The sequence below is a fragment of the Microcoleus asticus IPMA8 genome, from assembly GCF_013179805.1.
GTDB lineage: Bacteria > Cyanobacteriota > Cyanobacteriia > Cyanobacteriales > Microcoleaceae > Microcoleus > Microcoleus asticus.
In genome coordinates this window covers 1-18844 of record NZ_SRRZ01000068.1, presented here as the reverse complement: position 1 = coordinate 18844, position 18844 = coordinate 1, and the positions used below count along the sequence as shown (strand labels likewise).

Genomic DNA, 18844 nt, shown 5'->3' with positions numbered 1-18844 from the left:
CTGACGGTAGGGGTGCGTTTACGCTCATCTCTGGCTTATATTATAGATTGTTGGTAAACCGGTCACTACAAGAATTATGGTTAATTTACCGGACAAGATATAACAGCTTATCCTAACTTTTAACTTTCAACTTTTGGAAAATCGGCAGTTCGATCGCAAATTCTGTTCCCCGGCCAACTTCTGAATGACACTCCAACTTACCGCCGTGGGTGTCTTTAACAATTTGGTAACTAATCGACAACCCCAAACCAGTGCCGCTGCCGATCGGTTTGGTAGTAAAAAACGGGTCAAACATCCTTGACTGAACTTCGGGACGGATACCGGGCCCGCTGTCAGAAATCCGCACGCACACTTGATTGTCGCTGCTGACTTCAGTAACAATGCGAATTTGGTTAACTTTGCAAGTACAGTTTGCTGATGACTCTTCCACAGCGTCGATCGCATTCGACAGTAAATTCATAAATACCTGGTTTAATTGAGCCGGATAACACTCGACTTTTGGCAGTTCGCCGTAATTTTTAATAACTTGAATTTCCGCACGTTTTACCTGTGACTGCAATCGGTGCTGCAAAATAACCAAAGTGCTCTCTATCCCTTCATGAATATCTATTACTTTGCGCTCTGTTTCGTCGAGTCTTGAAAAGTTTCGCAAAGACAGCACGATCTGCTTAATGCGGTTAGCACCTTCTTGCATTGAAGCCAGGATTTTAGGAAAATCCTCAGCGATAAAATCTACTTCTATTTCTGCCAATCTTTCGTCTATTTCGGCAACTGGTTCGGGATAGTGTTGCTGGTAGAGAGCGATTAATTCTACCAAATCGCGAGCGTACTGTGCGGCGGGAATAATATTGCCGTAGATGAAGTTGACGGGGTTATTAATTTCGTGGGCTACTCCCGCTACCATTTGCCCGATAGTTGACATTTTTTCGGCTTGAATGAGCTGGGATTGAGCATTTTTTAAGTCTTCCAGAGTTTGTTCTAGCTGTTGCGCTTTTTCTCGTTCTCGCTGTTCGCTAAGAAGCAAAGCTGCTTCGGCTTGTTTGCGATCGCTAATATCCATGACTGTTCCCAACAGTTTGATTACTTTTGCGGTTTTGTCAAAAACAGCTTCTCCCCTTCCTTCCACGTATAGAATTTGCCCGCTGGGATGCAAAAATCGGAACTCTTTTTTGTAGGAAATTCCTTGTGATATAGTGAGGTTGACAGTTTGTTGGAACAAGTCTCTGTCGTCGGGATGACACATCTTTAAAAGTTGGGCAGATCTTGGTTCAGTTGCGGTTGAGTCAAGACCAAAAATGCGGAATACTTCTTCTGACCAAGTAATTTTTTTTGTGACTAAATCAAATTCCCAACTGCCGATATGGGCAATTTTCTGGGCTGCTGCTAGACTAGCTTCGCTCTGCTGAAGTTTAAGTCGCTGTTTTTTATCTTGTTCGAGAAGATTGGCTTGAGCGATCGCAATTCCCATTTGTGCTGCCACACCTTTCAATAATCCGATCTCATCTTGCGTCCAGTGGCGGGGGCGATCGTACTGGTGCAAGCATATCATTCCGTTAGCTTTTCCCTGGTAGGAAGTGCGGATGGATATCATCGACTTCAAACCTATTTGAGAGTACAATTCTCTGACGTTTTCTAGCAGAGGTTCGGCAAAAACATCATCATAAACTACAGCTTGATCTTGGGACAATAAAAACTGAGTGTGACGAGTGCCATTTATGGGTATTTCTACATCTAAAAGCGATTTAGACGCGGTTTTTCTGTACTCAGCCACATTAAAAATGCGGGGATTTGGGTGTTCTGTGTAGGTGTGAATCAAGCAGCAATCGGCATTAAAAATTCGACCTATTTGGGCCGCCACTGTTTGAAAAATTTGATCCTGCTTTAAGCTGTAGCGAATTTCCAGAGTAATTGTTTCTAGCAGAAATCTTTGCTTGATTTGCCGTTCCAAAGCAGCTAAAGCTGTTTTAAGTTCGAGTTCAGCTTGTTTGCGATCGCTAATTTCAGTAGCAGTTCCCAGAATTTTCCAAGGTTTGTCGTCCGCTGTTCTGGCAAAAACGGTATCCCGACTCAAAAACCAGCTATATTCACCGTTTTTGTGCTGAATTCGGTACTCAAACTCAAAGCTTTCACCGTCTTTTGCTGTCTCAATCCTGCTCATGTGTTCTGACAATCCCGGCCAATCGTCAGGGTGTATTAAGTTATGAATAAATGCTCCAGCCATCTGTTGTATTTCTTCAAAGCTGTAGCCAATATCGCTATAAATTTCGCGGTTAATATACAGAGTTCGCTGTTCTATCAAATCGTAAACGTACAAAAGATTAGGATTCGTTTGAATTACTGCCGACAGCCAGCGTTGGCTGTCTCGGAGTTCTGCTTCGATCCGCTTGCGTTCTTCTATTTCTGCTTGCAGTTGCGCATTTTGTGCTAAAACTTGCTTATAAAGCCGGCTCAGAAGCAGTTGATTTTCGACGCGGCTCACCACTTCTTCTGTTTGAAACGGTTTAGCAATGTAGTCTACTGCCCCCAGCGAAAAAGCTTTTACTTTATCAAAAACTTCATTTAAAGAACTGATAAAAATCACAGGAATATCTTTGGTTTCCGGACAAGCTTTTAGCTGTTCGCAGACTTGATAGCCATCCATACCTGGCATCAGAATGTCCAGCAAAATCAAATCCGGTGGACTCGATAGAGCAAAGTTGAGAGCCAATTTGCCATCCCGTGTCGGCCGAACTTTATATCCCCGCTTAGACAAAAGCTGGGATAAAAGCCGCAAGCTTTCTGGGTGGTCGTCCACCATTAAAATATTTTCTTGTAAGACAGTGTTTTGAAGTGTAATAGTTTCTAGTCTTGGATCTTTACCGTCAGTTGTATTCACAGCAGGCTCTCGAACTATTAAATTTTATTTTTGGGAATATTTTTTAAAGCTATTAACCGCTTGTACCTCACACTTCCCGGGAAATTAGCACAACTATCGGCTATATATAGCGTACTCCTAAATCATCTATCATAATATCAAAAATAAGCGTCCTTTGAAAATGTTTGCGGCTCAAATTATCGCAGTCAATCGAGTGAAAAGCAGAGCTTGCTCAAAGCACAGGCTAAGCAACTTTGATTAAACATAAAACTTTTACAGTGTCTATAACCCGGTTTCGCCTGCATTTACCGAGTGACTCGGTGTTAGGTTTTTTCAGTAGATCTACTTACTCTAAATGCCAACTAAACCAGCCATGACTATTCGTGTCAACTTAAGACTAAAATCCTTTGTCTGTCTTGTTTGTATCCAAGTCTTGAACCCCCTAAATTGCCCTTTTTAAGCAGGGCTAGGGGGATTTAGGCATAACTGTAAAACAGTATACCGTTACTACATTGGAGCTTCAATTGACACCAATGCGCCCTGAAAAACTCCTACAATATATTATATTTTATTTGCGCCATCGGGCTGATTTATGGTATCTTTGTCTCGGTCTGCAATTCCCCGCTTGCGGCGTACACGGCTTTAACGTTATACCAATTCAGAAAAATCCGAGCAATTTCTAAAGCTAACTGCGGCTTGCCCTGGTCAATCAACCACTGCAAAAAAGGAGTCATCGTCCGCTCGTTCAGCATCCCGCCCAATGATAAAACTCCCCAGAGTATTTGGTGCAAAAAAGTCATTTGTATCATCATTCGCACTTCCCAACTTGGGTGTTTTTGATAAAACAAAACTCCCATTCTGCCCCGCTGAATTTCTCTGTCAATCATGCCCGGAATTTGCTCTAAACTAAAAGGTGGATGCCAGTGATATCCGACAGCAGCCGGACATTTAATCAGTTTTAAACCTAATTTTTTTAACCTGACACCCAATTCTAAATCTTCCCATCCGTACAGTTGAAACCGAGTGTCAAACAGTCCAGCAGCCAGCAGCCAGTGGCGGGCGATCGCCACATTTCCCGTAGCAAAATAAGCCGCCGAAAAATCTGTTATTTTGTAAGGTTCGGAAGTAGGATTGTCGAAATTGCAAGTATTAATCACGCTGCCGTAAGTAAAAACCGCATCAGTATCTTTGTAACCCTGTAGCAAAGCATCGGCGTGTGCTTGCAAAAAATGCTCTGTTACCACCAAATCGCTGTCAATAAAAATAATCGTATCGCCCTTAGCATCTTCAACGCCCAAATTCCGGGCCGCCGCCGGGCCTTGGTGACATTGGGCGATCGATCGCACGTGAGGCAACAAGTCCGCATCCGCCGCCAACCACTCCAGCGTCCCGTCCGTCGAGCCGTCGTCCACGACTATTACTTCATACTCTCTGACAATCTCACCGAACTGCTGATTTTCCAAAGCCAGCAGACATTTTGCCAAAATCGGTTTACGATTGTACGTCGGAATCACAACACTAAAAAACACGCCTTTTCCCCATTGCCACAGTTACCGTATCCCACGGTAACAGATTTTCCGCAGCAACTCCCCCGCAAAATAGCAAAGTTTAGCAAAAAAATAATATATAAATCTGTACTATTTCTGACAAGAATCGATCTCAATTAGGTGCATAATGAAAAGTCGGTTAAATCGGATATCTTGCACCATTCTCAGAAACAGGCTTTCGGGCCAGTTCCACACAAATTAAATTTTCTTGTGGGTTGGGCATCTTGCCCGCCCCGGAGCGGGATTATAGTAAATGGTGCAAGATGTCAGTTAAATTCAGGATGTAAATAGCAATGAGTCGCGCTAAAAAAGTTGTGCTAGCATATTCGGGCGGAGTCGATACCTCCGTCTGCATTCCTTACCTCAAAAACGAGTGGGGTGTGGAAGAGGTAATTACTCTGGCCGCGGATTTGGGACAGGGAGACGAATTAGAACCGATCCGCAAAAAAGCTTTGGCATCCGGTGCTTCGGAATCGCTGGTGATCGACGCTACCGAGGAATTTGTCAAAAACTATGCGTTTCCAGCAATTCAAGCTAACGCACTTTACGAAAATCGCTATCCCCTTTCTACGGCGCTGGCTCGCCCGCTAATTGCTAAATTGTTAGTAGAAGCTGCGGAAAAATACGGTGCAGATGCGATCGCCCACGGGTGTACGGGTAAGGGAAACGATCAAGTGCGGTTCGATGTGTCGATCGGCGCGCTCAATCCCAAGATTAAAATCTTAGCACCGGCGCGGGAGTGGAAAATGAGCCGCGAGGAAACGATCGCATACGGCGAGAAATGCGGCATTCCGTCGCCGGTGAAGAAGTCTTCGCCTTACAGTATCGATCGCAACTTGTTGGGAATGGCAATTGAAGCCGGAATCCTCGAAGATCCTTGGGCGGAACCGCCGGAAGAAGTCTATTTGATGACAAAGGCGATCGAGCAAACTCCCGACACACCCGAATATATTGAAATCGGTTTCGAGTGCGGCAATCCTGTCAGTTTGAACGGCAAAGATTTATCACCAGTCGCCTTAATTTCCCAACTCAACGAAATAGTTGGAAATCACGGAGTCGGGCGCATCGACATGATTGAAAACCGCCTAGTCGGAATTAAATCGCGGGAAATTTACGAAACACCGGCGATTTTAGTGTTAATGCACGCGCACCGGGACTTAGAAAGTTTGACCCTGACAGCAGATGTAACGCGATACAAGCGAGGCATCGAAGAAACCTACAGCCAAATGATTTACAACGGTCTTTGGTACAACCCTTTAAAAACAGCTTTAGACGCATTTATTCAGGACACGCAAAAGCGAGTAACTGGAACCGTGCGCCTCAAACTATTCAAAGGAAATGCCACAATTGTCGGCCGCAAATCCGAAAATTCCCTGTACAGTTTCGACTTAGCAACTTACGGCGCAGAGGACGAATTCGACCACAAAGCCGCCGAAGGATTTGTCTATGTTTGGGGACTACCAACCCGCATTTGGTCGGAGAAAAATAGGGGTTAGTGTTAATTACAATCGGATTAGAAAGCCGATATTAACCCGCCGAATCGAATTCGAGGCTACACAAACAAAGTCCGGATGGTGCGCGGACTAAGAGTAAGGTGCGCATTGCGCACCTTATTTGCTAAATGAATTGCTAGCGCAGATATTGTGTTGAATTAACCATGCTATAATAAGTATAAAATTCAACTCCTGGAAATATACCAAAATACCTGACAATTACAGAAGCGCAACAACAACTGCCAAAGTAGCGCGATGACTTAGCAGCAGAGCCAGCTATGATCGCTAAGGATGGAAAACCAGCAATCATTGTGCTCAGTTTTAAACAATTTGAATCTCTCTGAGAAACTATATATATTCTCTACGGTCGCAAATTTATGATTCAATTGCAATGCGGCATTCAACAAGTCCATAGGGGAAAAATAATAGACTGACAACAGTTAAAAGCCGATTTTAAACTTTGAGAACACTAAAAAATGGAGCCTGTAGAAGATCGAGTTATTGTGACTGCACAAGCGCAGCAATTATTTGCTGAAATCAAAAATCGATGGGAGCAACAATTACTCTTAGTAAAATTGGAGAAACTTAAGCACGAGCCAGAAAAGCAAGGGAAAGATTTATCAGATGTCAAACGCCTCAGTTGTGGGAGATAAGACTTCTACTTTATATGATGTTATGTTAATTACTAATAAAACTGCTTGGTAGTAAGGGGTTTAGTCTTTATTGACTAATAGTTTCCTTATCCAGGACAGAAGTTCTCACTACAAACTTGATTATTTTGAGAACAGAAGTTATCGCTACAAACTTGATTATTTTGAAGACAGAAGTCCTGAATTATTAATAGGCGAGCGACAATGATTAGACTTTTTGCAAAAATAGATAATATCTGCGTTCCTTTGCGTTTATCTGCAGTTAAAAACAGAAATTTCAGAAGTCTTGCAAAAAGTCTAACCACCAATCTTACTTAGTCTTGTCCAAATTCCGCGACTCCAACCAAATAGGAATTGCAATCCAAGCAACTGCTAACAGCAAAGCAAATACCGCAAATTGAGCCGCCCAAGCTACCAACTTCTCCAAAGACACAACTTGTCCCAAGAAGTAGGATAAACTTACCATTACAGATGCCCAACTGGCAGCACCCAGAATGTTGAACAGCGAAAATTTCCAAAAAGGCATTTCTGCAATACCCGCTAGGGGGCTAGCAAAAATTCGCAGCAGTGCAATGAAACGGCCCAAAAATACAGCTTTAGCTGCATTTTGGCTAAACTGTTCTTTTAAGTCAAACAGTTGTTCTTCCCGAAAGCGGAAAAATTTTCCCAGATTCAGCAGCAGCGGCCAGCCGCCGTACCTGCCGATCGCATAACCAAGGTTGCCGCCCACAGTCGCACCCGCGATCGCACTGCCGAGTACATACCAGTAATTCAGTTCCCCGCTGCCAGCTAAAAAACCGCCAGCAATCGTAATTGTCTCCCCTGGAAGAGGAACTCCCAAATTTTCCAGCAGAATTCCCAGAAATACTGCCCAGTAGCCGTAATCGCGCGCCAACTGCTGAATAGTCTCTAACGATAAAAACTCAAAAGACATTCGATACTGCCTTCGTAAACTTTTGCAAAGCTCAATACATTTATATATTGGCTCGATTCAGGCAATAGTGCAATCTTTCGCTGTGATGAAGAACACACTAAACTCGCGATCGCTCGCTAACCTAACAATTAGCCTTCCAGGCATAATAAATTAATATAGAATTGATGCGGTTGCCTTCCGCGCGATCGCTAGCCAGTTTCCTGCTAAATTTATCGCAACGGCTATCCCCACCGATTCCCACAAGGGCGATCGCCCTTCCTCCAACCTTAGCTGAAATCCCCTGATTCTTTCAACAGAATCAGCAACTGAACTCACTTATTCATACTTTACAATCCTAGGATAACTGCTATGGAATTTCCCAACTTCAACCAACCCATCGTCCTCCAGCCTCAAAACTGCCTCGACTCCCAAGCAGGCAGCCTCCTCCAGCAACAGCTAGCAGAAATTGCGCCCGATCGCCATAAACTTTGGGTAATTGACATGGCCGACGTAGATTTCATCGACAGTTCCGGGATCTGCGCCTTAGTCGGCGGACTCAACGCCGCCCGCCACCGGGGATGTCGCTTCGTCATCTGCAACCTCTCAGCAACAGTCCGGCTAATATTTGAAATTACTCAACTCGACCAACTCTTTGAAATCTTCGACAGTTTCGACCAAGTTATCTCCGCTGAAACTCCGTCTCTAGTTGCTTGATTAAAATGATCTCCCAAGATCAAATCTCAAATCTCAACTTTCCCATAGACTTCAAATAACCGCAGAGCAAATTTGTATATCATAGATAGGCTTATTTGTCAAGCAATACCAATGACAGACAAATAAATCCGGTACTTGAACGCCGACAGAAGCGATCGCAGGTGCAGCCGGAAAAGGCCAAAGTCGATCGAAACAAATCCTTTCCCCTACGAACCCGAACTGCATCAAATAAGTCGCCGGTGGCGCATTTAAAAGATTCAGCAAGCGGTAAGCCAACTCATAAAGTTCCTGCCGCCAAAGATCCGACAAATGCACCGGTTGAGAGTAACTCAACTCGCCAGACTGCTTGTCAGCTTCCGCACCGATCGCCTCAGCATACAGTGGGCCCTTTGGCGTCAACACCACAGGCAGCCAAAAATTGCCATCGCCGACGGGTACTTGCAACTCCTGGGACACTCGATCGCGCGCCGCCCAAATATTGCCACAAAATCGAAACAGGTCCCGACCCGGAAAAACCAGATGGGACGGCAGATCCAGCGTCAAAGGACAAACGATCGCCCCGCCCGGAGCGATCGCGCCAGAATTGAGTTCCGAAACCCCACAGATATTGACTTCCGTTAAATGACTAGATTGAGCGATCGTCCGCAACAGAGCTTCCGCCGGGTCTTTGTGGGCATCCGCCACAATCAAAACCTTAGACATTGCCAAAGCTCGGCATTTGAATGCCCCGATCGTCCTCAGCATCCACGCTCGGAAGATCCAGGCCCTTAGCCTTGCGGCTCCGCACAGCGAGACGGTAAGTTACGCTTTGCAACTCAGTGTGCAACTGGCGGTTTTCCTTTTGCAGTTGATCCAATTTTTCCTTAATTGGCTCGATCCGTTCGGCAAACTTCTGGCGGTAAACCCCCGGCAATTCCTGAACCACCTGTTCTAACATCCGAGAGCGATCCGTCAATTCCTGCACCGACTGCCGCAGTTGGTAAACCTCAGCATCCCGCTCCGCGATTTGTTCCTGATAAAAACTCACCTGTTCTTCAACAGCTTGCAGTTGTTCCCGCATAGCCTGCATTTGAGCTTGGTGGCGATCGGAAACTTCCGGCGCCGGCACAAAACTCGAATTTCCCTTCACCAGCCTGAAAAGTTCTTGAGACAACTGCTGCACCAATTGGTCGCGCATTTGCAGCTCTTCGGTGAGACGAGATACCTCTGATTGCAGTTCTTTTGAGCTTACAAGTTTAGTTTGATTCACGATGACTCTCAGCTTTTGCTATATAGTTTGTTTCTCTTTAAAAATATCTTTCCCTTACCGCAGAGGCAAGAGGCAGTTTAAAAGTTTGGAACCCGTGAGGCTAGATCGCTCGCTCGATCGGCTAGAGGTCAAGGGTAAAGCTCAGTTTAACTCACATCAGGCACCCACGTCATCACTTTAGTTTCTTGCCACAGACCCACCTCAAATCCTTGGTTTTTTGTCAATAAACCAGGTTTCTGAGCTTTTTATGAGCAAAGTGCAAGATCTCAAGTCGAACCTATCGCAGCAGAAAGCACTTTGCCAGCTTCGTCCAAGGTGCTGCCAAAACAGATAATTCCGTCCTCGTGACCGGCCATCGCCAGAATTTTGCGCTCCGCCAAATTCTCCTCCTCAAAAAGTCTAGACATTTCTAACGCCATCTGGGGAGTGCCGTAAGGTATTTCTTTTCTAGAAGTAGGAATCTTAAACAGCAGTTGCTGCCATAGTTGAGGGTTGTGGACATGAATTATGCCGCCCACAGCCTCTCTCTGAAGGTACAGGGCCCCGTGAGTCAGAGACTCCGACGAAGCTGGTACGGGACCCCGGCAGCCGAGGAAATTTTGTTCTAAGTTAAATTCGGTAACTGTGCAGTAGGATTCTGGTCCCAGAGTCCTCAAGTGTGCAGTCTGGGTTCCCGAAATCACGAATTGGCAAGAATTGCCGAGCCTGACGCTGACGTTCCCAAACCCTATGCCATTTTCGTAGACGCCAATTAATCCCCAAGAGTGGAGCCGATCGCGCCAGTCCATCAAATCTGCTATGTTCCGGGCAGCTACAGGGTCTGCCTCTTCCCAGTCACAGCGGTACTTAACGACTCCTTCATCCATCCATTTTCCTGCCAGAGCAAGCACGACAGATACGACCCAAGCTGAGACTTAATCGAAGTTTTCAAACTGCTTTTTTTTGCCTGCTGCCTTCTGTCTCCGTCTATGAGTGCCTTAACAGGTCTACATTCCAGTGTCGCCGTAATTAGCAACCGACATTAGCAAAAAGTAAGCTACGAAAAAAGAAGAAATTATTCCAAAAATCATGGTTTTGCCTCTAGGTGATTACAAAAGTTCAAAATGAAAACGTAGGATTTCTGTAGGGGAGTGTGATTTCAGCCTCTTGCCTCATGAAGTTTCTGATGTGAAACTACATAACTTCCCTCAACAAGTAATGGATCTAGACTAAAGCATTTATACGGAGGTGAGACACCTCCTAAGAGATATTTAACCACAACTTAGCGATCGATCCGCTAACGTAGGTAAAAAACAACCGTAAATTTACTGATTCTTTATAATTACACATATATTTAAGCGAGAGCAACACAAAAATAAAATATTTTTTAGACAGTCTTGATTTTTTAGACAGTCTTGGACGCAACTGGCAGAATCTTCGGGTGATCTAGGGTCGTCAACACCTTTGTCGATCGAGCAATTTTGAACCCTAATGCACCCTACAAGCTCAGAAACCATGTTGACGATCGTAATATCATGTCCGGTACAATCACCGCAACGCCAGCTCGGGTCGGCGGGTTCACCAAAATCTGTAGTAGTAGTATAAGTTATAGATTCAGTAAACCCGCGCCGACTGAGACCGGGATGGTCGATCGACCGAACTAGATATAAGTCCTATTAACAAAAAAACAAGCCGATCGAGCAGTGATGGCCCGATCGGCTAAAGTCTTCTGTGGAGCGCGATCGCCCGCAGCCCTTTAAATGTGGAAGTGATACAAGATGCTGCCGTCGTCTTTAATTTCGCAATTGGCATTAAAGACTTCAGCTTGTTGGTTCAAAAAACGCTGAGCCACATCCGGCGACAGCCGCGTTTCCATCGCAAACCGCACCAGAGTGATTTCGCCGCGGCCTTCTTTGATCAGTCGGTACAAAGCACTTTGGAGCCTTTCGCTCTCTTCTCGCTGAAAAGCTGCTTTGTACTTCCAATCGGCAACCGAAGGAATCAAACCCCGGCTGACCAAAATCGCCAACAGCAAGCCAATTCCCAAAATCAGAGGCACTGTCGGATCGCTCGTGGGCGTCGCCACAATTTGCGGCACTGTAGCGGCGGCGAAACTGCTGACCATTTCTTTTTCCGACGCTTGCGTATCCGCCATTGCAAGCTGAGTTTTGTTGTAAAAGTCTTGCTGCAGCTTCATTTGCTGCAACAGGCGAGCGCGCTCTCTTTCGTATTGGTCGAGTTTTTGCTGAGCTTGTTTCAGGTCTTGAGTGACTTGTGCCAAGCGTTGGTTGAGCGACTGATTGACTGATTGCCACCGATATCTGTTAATCAGGCGGCTTTTTTCAACCATGCCCTTCATCAACATATCCGCCGTTTGGATTGCTTGCTCCCGATCGAGCGAGCGATAGCCCACAACAATCTCTAGGGGTTGTTCCGGCTTAGAAATCTTGACACTAGCATTTTGTCGAACTTGCTGGGGCGACAGCTTAACTGCATCTGCCACTGCTTTGACAACATTATCTGCCAGCAGAACCTCCGGGGTGAGTTGCTCTCCCTGTTTGAGAATTGTCGTGCCCGTGCTCGAAAATTTGACTGGCGGATTATTAGAAGTGAGAGTGCCTTGAGCCATGAATCCGGGGAGCGGGGCGAGGCGGTAGGCCAGGGCGCCTGAAATACCCATAATTACAGCAAAACTGCCTAAGGCAATCCATCTGTATTGATGTGCTGAAGATCTAAAACGTAAATTTCCCATTTTGATAGTCAAGTCATAACATTCGCTTGCCGGAGCTACTGCCAAACCCAAGAGCGATCGTTTCTTTCTGGTTAGTTAAATTGACTGCTGAAAATTTTTTCAGTTTGTACCTAAAAGCTATTAGCTTTTGACAGTTGTCAATATTCACGATCCGAAAAAACCGATCGACCTTTTACTCGATCAGAGCTATAACTTCTGTTTTTGTCCTTAATAATTAATCTGTAACAAGGCTTCTGGAAGTCTACTGGCATCAGACTAGCACTCAGGCGTGCGAGCTCCTCGCCTCGCCGTGTTTGTTGACATTCAAAACTGTCTCCTTTTCACCCTTGGGAATCCTCCAATTATCTTACGTCTTGGCGTCTGGCGGACGCGGTTGAACAATAAAAAAAACCTTAAATACTTTGCCTAAAAACTTAACAAGCAAGAATTATACCATGCAGTTAAGAGTTTGCCGCAAATTTAAAAAAATTGTGGCTCTGGTCTCGCGGCCAGAGCCACATATTCACATAACAATTATGGTTCGATCGGTTGATGGTTCGATCGAGCCCCGGAGGCGAATTTTCAGAAGCCGATCGGCAAAATAAGACCCTCGCGGGCCATGACAGCCTTCGGAAAAGCGATTTGCACGTCTTCGGCGATGCGATCGAGAAAATCGTCAGTGTGAGCAGGATCGTGGTGAAAAATCACCACTCGTTTCACCCGGGCCTCCTTAGCCATTCTCACCGCTTCCTGCCAAGTCGAGTGTCCCCAACCCACCTTCGGAGACTTGGGGTTGTGATATTCCTCGTCTGTGTACATCGCGTCGTAAATCAGCACGTCAGCGTCGAGGGCTAAATTGTAGACATTCTCATCTAGCCGATCGGGAAAATGTTCGGTATCCGAACAGTAAACAACCGATCGTCCCTGCCAAGTCACCCGATATCCCATAGCAGTATTGGGGTGATTCAGAGAACCCGTCCTAATCTCAATATCGTCCAGCATCATCGTCTGGTTGTGATTGAGTTCGTAGAAATTCAAATCTGCCTGCAAACCCATCAGCGGCACCGGCGAATTCGAGTGCAGTACCCGTTCGACAAAGTGCCGTTTCATGCACTCTCCATCTGGCGGAGTCGCCCCGTAAATATCAAAGCTATTGCCCCGGATAAAAGCTGGGGCGAACAGCGGGAATCCTTGAATGTGATCCCAGTGATAGTGAGTAAAAAACATATAAGCTTGCACGGGCATTTCTTGCACCAACTGGTCTCCCAGCATCCGCAAGCCAGTTCCGCCGTCAAATATCAAGCGTTTTCCACCGACTCGCATTTCCAAACAAGAAGTATTGCCACCGTAGCGAACTGTTTCCTCTCCGGGTGTCGGCACACTGCCCCGCACGCCCCAGAACTGTACTACAAAATCATCTATACCTTTTATTGCTTCGGAGGGTTGAGGGCAATCAACGGGAGTTGCCGCTACAGAGGACAAGCTGATTTCCATGTTAAAATTCAGGCTTTAAGGTTCCACATTGTCCGTGATGGCGCAGCAGATGGTCGCACAACACTAAAGCTACCATTGCTTCCACCATTGGCACAGCTCTTGGCAAAACGCAAGGGTCGTGCCGTCCTTTTGCAGCCAGAAGCGTTTCTTCGCCCTCTCGGGTTACTGTACGCTGCTGCTGGCGAATTGTCGCAGTTGGCTTGAAGGCCGCCCGCAAAATGATATTTTCACCGTTAGCAATGCCACCCTGAATTCCACCGGAGCGATTCGTCACTGTACGAATTACCCCCTGTTCATCAGTATAGTATTCATCATTGTGTTCGCTGCCCTTGAGTAGAGTCCCGGCAAAGCCCGAACCAATTTCAAAGCCTTTGCTGGCGGGCAAGGACATGATGGCTTTGGCCAAGTCGGCTTCGAGTTTGTCGAATACGGGCATTCCCAGCCCTTTGGGTACGTTGCGGGCGACGCATTCGACTACACCGCCGATCGAATCTCCGCTATCGCGAACTTTTTCGATCAGTTCAATCATTTTTTCGGCGCATTCGGCATCTGGACAGCGGACGATGTTGCTTTCTACTTGTTCTAAGGTAACAGTGTCCGGGTCGGCGACACCTTCTAAGTCTTTGATGCGTTTGACGTAGCCAACTATGGAGACTCCTGCTGCTTGGAAGAGAATTTTTTTAGCGATCGCCCCTGCTGCTACTCTACCTATTGTCTCCCTCGCCGAACTTCGACCTCCGCCTTGCCAGTTACGAATTCCGTACTTAGCATCGTAGGTAGCATCAGCGTGGGAAGGGCGGTAGGTAGTCGCCATTTCGCCGTAATCTTGGGGGCGAGTGTCTTGATTGCGGACTAAAATTGCGATCGGCGTTCCCAAAGTTTGGCCTTCAAACACCCCCGACAGAATTTCGCACGTATCTGCTTCTTTGCGGGGCGTGGTAATTTTGCTTTGGCCGGGGCGGCGGCGATCGAGTTCGGCTTGAATTTCCGATGCGTCGATCGACACCAGGGGCGGGCAACCGTCAATTACTACTCCCACACCGCCGCCGTGAGATTCCCCAAATGTCGATATCCGAAATAAATGCCCAAAGGTATTGCCCATTATGCTTTTGCCTGAAACTTGATAAATTTTACTTTAACTGGAAGATAGATTTCTTAAATATAGATTTAGTGTGTTTTTGAAGAAAATAGCATTGGCTGGGAGAGTCAGAGAGAAGTTTTGTAGGGGCGATGCCAAGAGTGCTTGCCCCCGATGGAGAGTGCGAGAGTGGGGTTGGGGGATAATTGTGAAAATATTCCCTCTTCCGACTTCCCTCCGACTTCTTCCCTCTTTTTATCCTGAGCGAAGCCGAAGGGCTTTCTTCCTTCCATCCGTTACAAAATCCGTTACAAAATCCGTTGCCGAACTTCCTTCTTCTTTAATCTTCGTGTTCTTCAAAAGGATCTCTCAATTCCTTAGAGGGAGGGCCGAAAGCCGTGTATATAGAGAAACCGGTGATTGCCACCAGACACACACCGAGAGAAATGCCGAGAACTGCTGCGGGTTCCATATTTTTGATCGATTATGAGTGCTCCATTCTATAATATTACAAAAAATAACAATCCGTCTGAAAGTCTAGTGCTTTTAGGCGCGGTACGGTATGGCAGCGAAAAAGGGGAGAGGGCTAGAGGGGGAAATCGTTACTATAGGGAGTTAATTAAACTGTCACGCATTCAAATTATATCTTTTACGGCGAGGTCGAAAAAGCCTCAAATCCTCGGACAATCTGCCTGTCTCCGGCTCCCCCACTCCCCCTCCCCCGCTCTGGCTCCCCCAGTCTCCCGCACTTCTGAGAAATTGCGATCGCAATTAGCGGTAGAAATATGTCAAACTTTTCTGTAGAGATTCATTGCAGGTGACTTATGGCACAACGGACTTGGTTAGGAGATATACTCAAACCCCTTAACTCAGAATACGGCAAGGTAGCCCCCGGCTGGGGAACCACGCTATTGATGAGCGTGTTCATTGGACTGTTTTTCGTGTTCTTGTTGATTATTTTGCAAATCTACAACTCTTCGCTGATTCTGGAGAATGTGGATATGGATTGGTCGAGCCTAGGCCGCTAAAAATTGATCGCAAAACAGTAAGGCTAAAAGTAAAAGCTGAGGGTTGAGGAGAAAGGGTAAAAGCTAAGTTTTCCCGTTTTTCCTTACCCTTTCCGATTACTTTTGGCATAAATAAACAAGAAGTAACTAAACAAATTGCAGGAGAAAAACCATGAATATTTTTGGCATTGGTTTGCCGGAAATGGCCGTTATTTTTACGATCGCACTATTGGTATTCGGCCCGAAAAAATTACCTGAAATCGGTCGGAGTATGGGGAAGGCAATTCGGGGCTTTCAAGACGCTTCGCGGGATTTTGAGTCGGAGTTCACCCGGGAAGCCAAGCAGCTAGAAGAAGCAGTAGCAACTAGCAGCAAACCGGAAACTGAAAAACTCGCGGCGGCTACTCCCAAGGAAGATAGCACAGACAGTTAAATGAACAACACTCAGAAGTCGGAAACACCAGCGGAGTTAGTGATTCCCCAGCTAATAGTTGGGTTGGGAAATCCCGAACCTAAATACGATCGCACCCGACACAACATAGGCTTTAATGCTGTCGATGCCTTGGCTAAATCTTGGCAGATTTCCCTGTCGGAAAATCGCAAATTTCAAGGCATATTTGGCGAGGGAAACCGGCCGCGGGGACAGAAAATTCGCTTGCTGAAACCGCTTACTTACATGAATCTGTCGGGCCAATCGATTCGGGCGGCGACGGATTGGTACAAAATACCTGCGGAGTCTGTGTTAGTAGTATACGACGATATGGATTTGCCGATCGGGAAATTGAGAATGAGGCTTGCCGGTTCTGCCGGCGGACACAACGGCATGAAATCGACAATTTCTCATTTGGGCACAGACAAATTTCCCCGCTTGCGGATTGGCATCGGCAAACCTCAAAACGATGCTGCTAAAAATGAGAAAGATACGATTTCCTTCGTTTTAGGAAAATTTTCCTCAGAGGAAAGTCAGTTAGTAGAGAAAGTGCTTAAACTGGTTGTAGAAGCTGTGGAACTGAGTCTGCACCAAGGAGTAGAAAAAGCCATGAGCCTTTACAATAGTCGCACAATTGCAGAAACAAACGCGGAAACAAAAAGGTGAGTTCGAGACGTTTGCCTGAAACAACTGCATATGTCCGGGTTACTGGTCAATCTTGGCAAAAAGGCACGATTGAGGGTGAAGTGACTGCCGGCAATTTTGAGTGGCAGTTTCAGTGGCGTTTCACGTCAGAAAAAACGCTGATACTTGAGCCTTCTCAGGGTAGGGCATTGATTCAGGAACCGCTGCACCGTTTTCTAGAAAAATGGGATTATCAGCTTGAACCAGGTGGGGATTATTCGTTTACGGTTCGGGCCCAGTTTTAATATTGATATTTATTTGGGAATAACTCTTGACACTTTATGCTAAATCTAGCATAATAGAATTGTAGCTCTAACGAGGAATCGATGCCATGACAAAAAAATTGTTCATAGAATATTGGCAAAATGAGAAAAATATCAGTCAAAACCATTGTATGGGTCGGAAGTTCTCAGAAGGATCTTAAAGAATTTCCTGAAGATGTACATGACATCATGGGCTATGCTCTGTATCTAGCACAAACAGGAGGAAAACACCAATCTGCTAAACCTCTCAAAGGGTTTGGAGGTGCAAAAGTTTTAGAAATTACCGATGACTGTGATGGGGATACCTATCGAGCAGTTTACACGGTAAAGTTTGCAGATACAGTGTATGTTTTGCACGCTTTCCAGAAAAAGTCTAAAAAAGGAATTGCTACACCGCAACAAGATATTAAGTTAATCCAAGAAAGGCTAAAACTAGCTCAAGAACATTACGAAGAGTTCAAGAGTAAGTAAGAGTGGAATTAGTAGTGATAAGATGTGGTTATATTTCTAAAGAAGCTGGAAATATACGGCTTCTTATCACTACTTTTTCAGGAATAACTAAGACCAGGTAAAAAAGGAGAAAATCATGAGTAAGGAGATGGATATTCAAGTTAGTAGTGGCAATATATTTGCTGATTTGGGTATGCCTAATTCTGATGAAATGCTGATGAAGGCGGAACTGGTACGACAGATAACTGAGATCCTTAGTCAAAGGAAACTGAATCAAGTTCAAGCAGCAGAAGTATTAGGAATTGACCAGCCAAAGGTGTCAGCGTTGATGAGAGGAAAGCTGACAGGTTTTTCAACAGAAAGGTTGTTTCGATTTTTAAATGCGTTAGGGTGCGATGTGCAAATTGTGGTGAAGCAAAAGCTCGAATCGCCCGCGGCCGCAGGAATTAGTGTTGTTAGCATCTGATATCTCAACAGTCACTTTTTTGTATAATTCACCTTCTTTGCATTCACTTTTATAAATGGGCGGTTTGTCAGCAAATCAGGTGGCGTTGCTTCTCAGTAAGCCCCGCAATAATACATTGTCAAAACAGCTTTGTAAGCCCAGCGATCGGAAGGTACATCGGTAAAAGGAGTGGGCGGGGTTTCAACCTGATTGTGCACGCAAGCAGGGAGAATTTGTTCTGGCGTTGCCTGCTGAGTTTTAAAATCTTGGTAATGGGAAATGTGGCAAAGGTAATCGGGAATAAAAACTTCCTTTAGTAGGATATCCCGCTTCCAGTAATTCTTTAATTAATCACGGGAAATGGCTCTAATGGGAAATTGGGAAACCGCGATGGGGAAGGCAAACTTTCTCTAATAGGAGGTCCCGATTCCAGTGATTCTTTAATTAAATCAGGTGGCGTCCCTTCTCGGTAAGCCCCGCAATAATACATTGTCAAAACAGCTTTGTAAGCCCAGTGATTGGAAGGTACATCGGTAAAAGGATTTGGCAGGGTTTCAACCTGATTCTGGATGCAAGCATTGAGAATTTGTTCTGGCGTTGGCTGCACTTGAACTAAAGAATTATTTGGCTTGACTTGTGGGGTATTTTGTGCGTTTGCCGGAGCTAACAAACCTGTATACATTAACAGTGTAGCAGTGCCAAAGATGCTGAGTTTCATAAGTTTATAAATTTCTGGATAAGTTGGGTGGTAGTGGGAGCATAACAGTTATGCGCTCAGTATAAATACTGATGATAATTTAAGCTGCTGCTTTGAGATTGACACCAATCATTCCATTTAAGTAAGCTACTCGATGAGCCAAGAC

The 18844-nt window shown here is 45.5% G+C and carries 22 protein-coding genes; 10 read left to right on the top strand and 12 right to left on the bottom strand.

Annotation, left to right across the window (positions count from 1 at the left end; translation table 11 throughout):
- Positions 1-112: 112 nt before the first annotated feature.
- The gene (locus E5S67_RS18540; RefSeq protein WP_172189704.1) at positions 113-2875 is read right to left on the bottom strand and encodes a PAS domain-containing protein; all 2763 of its coding nucleotides are present in this window, start codon (positions 2873-2875) and stop codon (positions 113-115) included.
- 569 nt (positions 2876-3444) lie between these two features.
- Positions 3445-4383 carry a glycosyltransferase gene (locus E5S67_RS18535; RefSeq protein ID WP_172189703.1) on the bottom strand — a complete coding sequence of 313 codons (939 nt, stop codon included), beginning with the start codon at positions 4381-4383 and terminating at the stop codon, positions 3445-3447.
- Positions 4384-4694: 311 nt separating this feature from the next.
- On the opposite strand from E5S67_RS18535, the gene E5S67_RS18530 reads away from it, so the two are divergent.
- Complete coding sequence (locus E5S67_RS18530; protein WP_172189702.1) at positions 4695-5897, top strand: argininosuccinate synthase; 1203 nt, start codon at positions 4695-4697, stop codon at positions 5895-5897.
- 473 nt (positions 5898-6370) lie between these two features.
- Positions 6371-6547 carry a hypothetical protein gene (locus E5S67_RS18525; RefSeq protein WP_172189701.1) on the top strand — a complete coding sequence of 59 codons (177 nt, stop codon included), beginning with the start codon at positions 6371-6373 and terminating at the stop codon, positions 6545-6547.
- Between the two features lie 307 nt (positions 6548-6854).
- Here E5S67_RS18525 and E5S67_RS18520 read toward each other — a convergent pair whose 3' ends face one another.
- On the bottom strand, positions 6855-7478 hold the full coding sequence (locus E5S67_RS18520; protein ID WP_172189700.1) for a DedA family protein: 624 nt from the start codon (positions 7476-7478) through the stop codon (positions 6855-6857).
- Positions 7479-7826: 348 nt separating this feature from the next.
- Between E5S67_RS18520 and E5S67_RS18515 the strand changes: the two genes are divergently transcribed.
- Positions 7827-8171, top strand: coding sequence for an STAS domain-containing protein (locus tag E5S67_RS18515; RefSeq protein ID WP_172189699.1), 345 nt, complete (start codon positions 7827-7829; stop codon positions 8169-8171).
- A gap of 51 nt (positions 8172-8222) precedes the next feature.
- On the opposite strand, the gene E5S67_RS18510 is transcribed toward E5S67_RS18515, so the two are convergent.
- The 8 genes from E5S67_RS18510 to psbN form a co-directional block, all read right to left on the bottom strand.
- Entirely contained in the window at positions 8223-8873 is a 651-nt protein-coding gene (locus tag E5S67_RS18510) for a hypothetical protein (RefSeq protein WP_172189698.1), read from the bottom strand.
- Entirely contained in the window at positions 8866-9420 is a 555-nt protein-coding gene (locus E5S67_RS18505) for an Npun_F5560 family protein (protein WP_172189697.1), read from the bottom strand. Before E5S67_RS18505 ends, E5S67_RS18510 begins: the two co-directional genes overlap by 8 nt.
- Positions 9421-9686: 266 nt before the next feature.
- Complete coding sequence (locus E5S67_RS18500) at positions 9687-10286, bottom strand: class II aldolase/adducin family protein (RefSeq protein ID WP_172189695.1); 600 nt, start codon at positions 10284-10286, stop codon at positions 9687-9689.
- Between the two features lie 869 nt (positions 10287-11155).
- Positions 11156-12151, bottom strand: coding sequence for a GumC domain-containing protein (locus E5S67_RS18495; RefSeq protein ID WP_172189693.1), 996 nt, complete (start codon positions 12149-12151; stop codon positions 11156-11158).
- A 561-nt stretch (positions 12152-12712) separates the two neighbouring features.
- Entirely contained in the window at positions 12713-13624 is a 912-nt protein-coding gene (locus tag E5S67_RS18490; RefSeq protein ID WP_172189691.1) for an MBL fold metallo-hydrolase, read from the bottom strand.
- A 1-nt stretch (position 13625) separates the two neighbouring features.
- Entirely contained in the window at positions 13626-14726 is a 1101-nt protein-coding gene (gene aroC, locus E5S67_RS18485; protein WP_172189689.1) for a chorismate synthase, read from the bottom strand.
- A 104-nt stretch (positions 14727-14830) separates the two neighbouring features.
- The gene (locus tag E5S67_RS18480; RefSeq protein ID WP_172189687.1) at positions 14831-14995 is read right to left on the bottom strand and encodes a hypothetical protein; all 165 of its coding nucleotides are present in this window, start codon (positions 14993-14995) and stop codon (positions 14831-14833) included.
- Positions 14996-15042: 47 nt separating this feature from the next.
- Positions 15043-15174 carry a photosystem II reaction center protein PsbN gene (gene psbN / locus E5S67_RS18475; RefSeq protein WP_006633693.1) on the bottom strand — a complete coding sequence of 44 codons (132 nt, stop codon included), beginning with the start codon at positions 15172-15174 and terminating at the stop codon, positions 15043-15045.
- Between the two features lie 14 nt (positions 15175-15188).
- Here psbN and E5S67_RS32545 point away from each other — a divergent pair, with 14 nt between their 5' ends.
- From E5S67_RS32545 to E5S67_RS18445, 7 genes are all read left to right on the top strand, one after another.
- On the top strand, positions 15189-15506 hold the full coding sequence (locus E5S67_RS32545; protein WP_216670560.1) for a hypothetical protein: 318 nt from the start codon (positions 15189-15191) through the stop codon (positions 15504-15506).
- A gap of 20 nt (positions 15507-15526) precedes the next feature.
- Complete coding sequence (gene psbH / locus E5S67_RS18470) at positions 15527-15730, top strand: photosystem II reaction center phosphoprotein PsbH (RefSeq protein ID WP_172189685.1); 204 nt, start codon at positions 15527-15529, stop codon at positions 15728-15730.
- A 151-nt stretch (positions 15731-15881) separates the two neighbouring features.
- Positions 15882-16142 carry a TatA/E family twin arginine-targeting protein translocase gene (locus E5S67_RS18465; protein ID WP_172189683.1) on the top strand — a complete coding sequence of 87 codons (261 nt, stop codon included), beginning with the start codon at positions 15882-15884 and terminating at the stop codon, positions 16140-16142.
- The gene (gene pth / locus E5S67_RS18460; RefSeq protein ID WP_172189681.1) at positions 16143-16805 is read left to right on the top strand and encodes an aminoacyl-tRNA hydrolase; all 663 of its coding nucleotides are present in this window, start codon (positions 16143-16145) and stop codon (positions 16803-16805) included. It begins immediately after the preceding gene.
- Positions 16802-17068: a DUF3146 family protein gene (locus E5S67_RS18455; RefSeq protein WP_006633689.1), complete on the top strand. Its 267-nt coding sequence runs from the start codon at positions 16802-16804 to the stop codon at positions 17066-17068. The genes pth and E5S67_RS18455 overlap by 4 nt, the downstream gene beginning before the upstream one ends.
- A gap of 120 nt (positions 17069-17188) precedes the next feature.
- On the top strand, positions 17189-17557 hold the full coding sequence (locus E5S67_RS18450; RefSeq protein ID WP_172189679.1) for a type II toxin-antitoxin system RelE/ParE family toxin: 369 nt from the start codon (positions 17189-17191) through the stop codon (positions 17555-17557).
- 115 nt (positions 17558-17672) lie between these two features.
- Entirely contained in the window at positions 17673-18002 is a 330-nt protein-coding gene (locus E5S67_RS18445; RefSeq protein ID WP_172189677.1) for a helix-turn-helix domain-containing protein, read from the top strand.
- 322 nt (positions 18003-18324) lie between these two features.
- Here E5S67_RS18445 and E5S67_RS18440 read toward each other — a convergent pair whose 3' ends face one another.
- Entirely contained in the window at positions 18325-18699 is a 375-nt protein-coding gene (locus E5S67_RS18440) for an S-layer protein (protein WP_172189675.1), read from the bottom strand.
- Positions 18700-18844: the final 145 nt, after the last annotated feature.

Coding starts and splice junctions, on each gene's coding strand:
- pth (WP_172189681.1), top strand. CDS start 16,143: ATGAACAACACTCAGAAGTCGGAAACACCAGCGGAGTTAGTGATTCCC.
- E5S67_RS18530 (WP_172189702.1), top strand. CDS start 4,695: ATGAGTCGCGCTAAAAAAGTTGTGCTAGCATATTCGGGCGGAGTCGAT.
- E5S67_RS18445 (WP_172189677.1), top strand. CDS start 17,673: ATGAGTAAGGAGATGGATATTCAAGTTAGTAGTGGCAATATATTTGCT.
- E5S67_RS32545 (WP_216670560.1), top strand. CDS start 15,189: ATGAGTGCTCCATTCTATAATATTACAAAAAATAACAATCCGTCTGAA.
- psbN (WP_006633693.1), bottom strand. CDS start 15,174: ATGGAACCCGCAGCAGTTCTCGGCATTTCTCTCGGTGTGTGTCTGGTG.
- E5S67_RS18515 (WP_172189699.1), top strand. CDS start 7,827: ATGGAATTTCCCAACTTCAACCAACCCATCGTCCTCCAGCCTCAAAAC.
- E5S67_RS18520 (WP_172189700.1), bottom strand. CDS start 7,478: ATGTCTTTTGAGTTTTTATCGTTAGAGACTATTCAGCAGTTGGCGCGC.
- E5S67_RS18500 (WP_172189695.1), bottom strand. CDS start 10,286: ATGGATGAAGGAGTCGTTAAGTACCGCTGTGACTGGGAAGAGGCAGAC.
- E5S67_RS18450 (WP_172189679.1), top strand. CDS start 17,189: ATGAGAAAAATATCAGTCAAAACCATTGTATGGGTCGGAAGTTCTCAG.
- psbH (WP_172189685.1), top strand. CDS start 15,527: ATGGCACAACGGACTTGGTTAGGAGATATACTCAAACCCCTTAACTCA.
- E5S67_RS18465 (WP_172189683.1), top strand. CDS start 15,882: ATGAATATTTTTGGCATTGGTTTGCCGGAAATGGCCGTTATTTTTACG.
- E5S67_RS18440 (WP_172189675.1), bottom strand. CDS start 18,699: ATGAAACTCAGCATCTTTGGCACTGCTACACTGTTAATGTATACAGGT.
- E5S67_RS18510 (WP_172189698.1), bottom strand. CDS start 8,873: ATGTCTAAGGTTTTGATTGTGGCGGATGCCCACAAAGACCCGGCGGAA.
- E5S67_RS18495 (WP_172189693.1), bottom strand. CDS start 12,151: ATGGGAAATTTACGTTTTAGATCTTCAGCACATCAATACAGATGGATT.
- E5S67_RS18490 (WP_172189691.1), bottom strand. CDS start 13,624: ATGGAAATCAGCTTGTCCTCTGTAGCGGCAACTCCCGTTGATTGCCCT.
- E5S67_RS18480 (WP_172189687.1), bottom strand. CDS start 14,995: ATGGAAGGAAGAAAGCCCTTCGGCTTCGCTCAGGATAAAAAGAGGGAA.
- E5S67_RS18525 (WP_172189701.1), top strand. CDS start 6,371: ATGGAGCCTGTAGAAGATCGAGTTATTGTGACTGCACAAGCGCAGCAA.
- aroC (WP_172189689.1), bottom strand. CDS start 14,726: ATGGGCAATACCTTTGGGCATTTATTTCGGATATCGACATTTGGGGAA.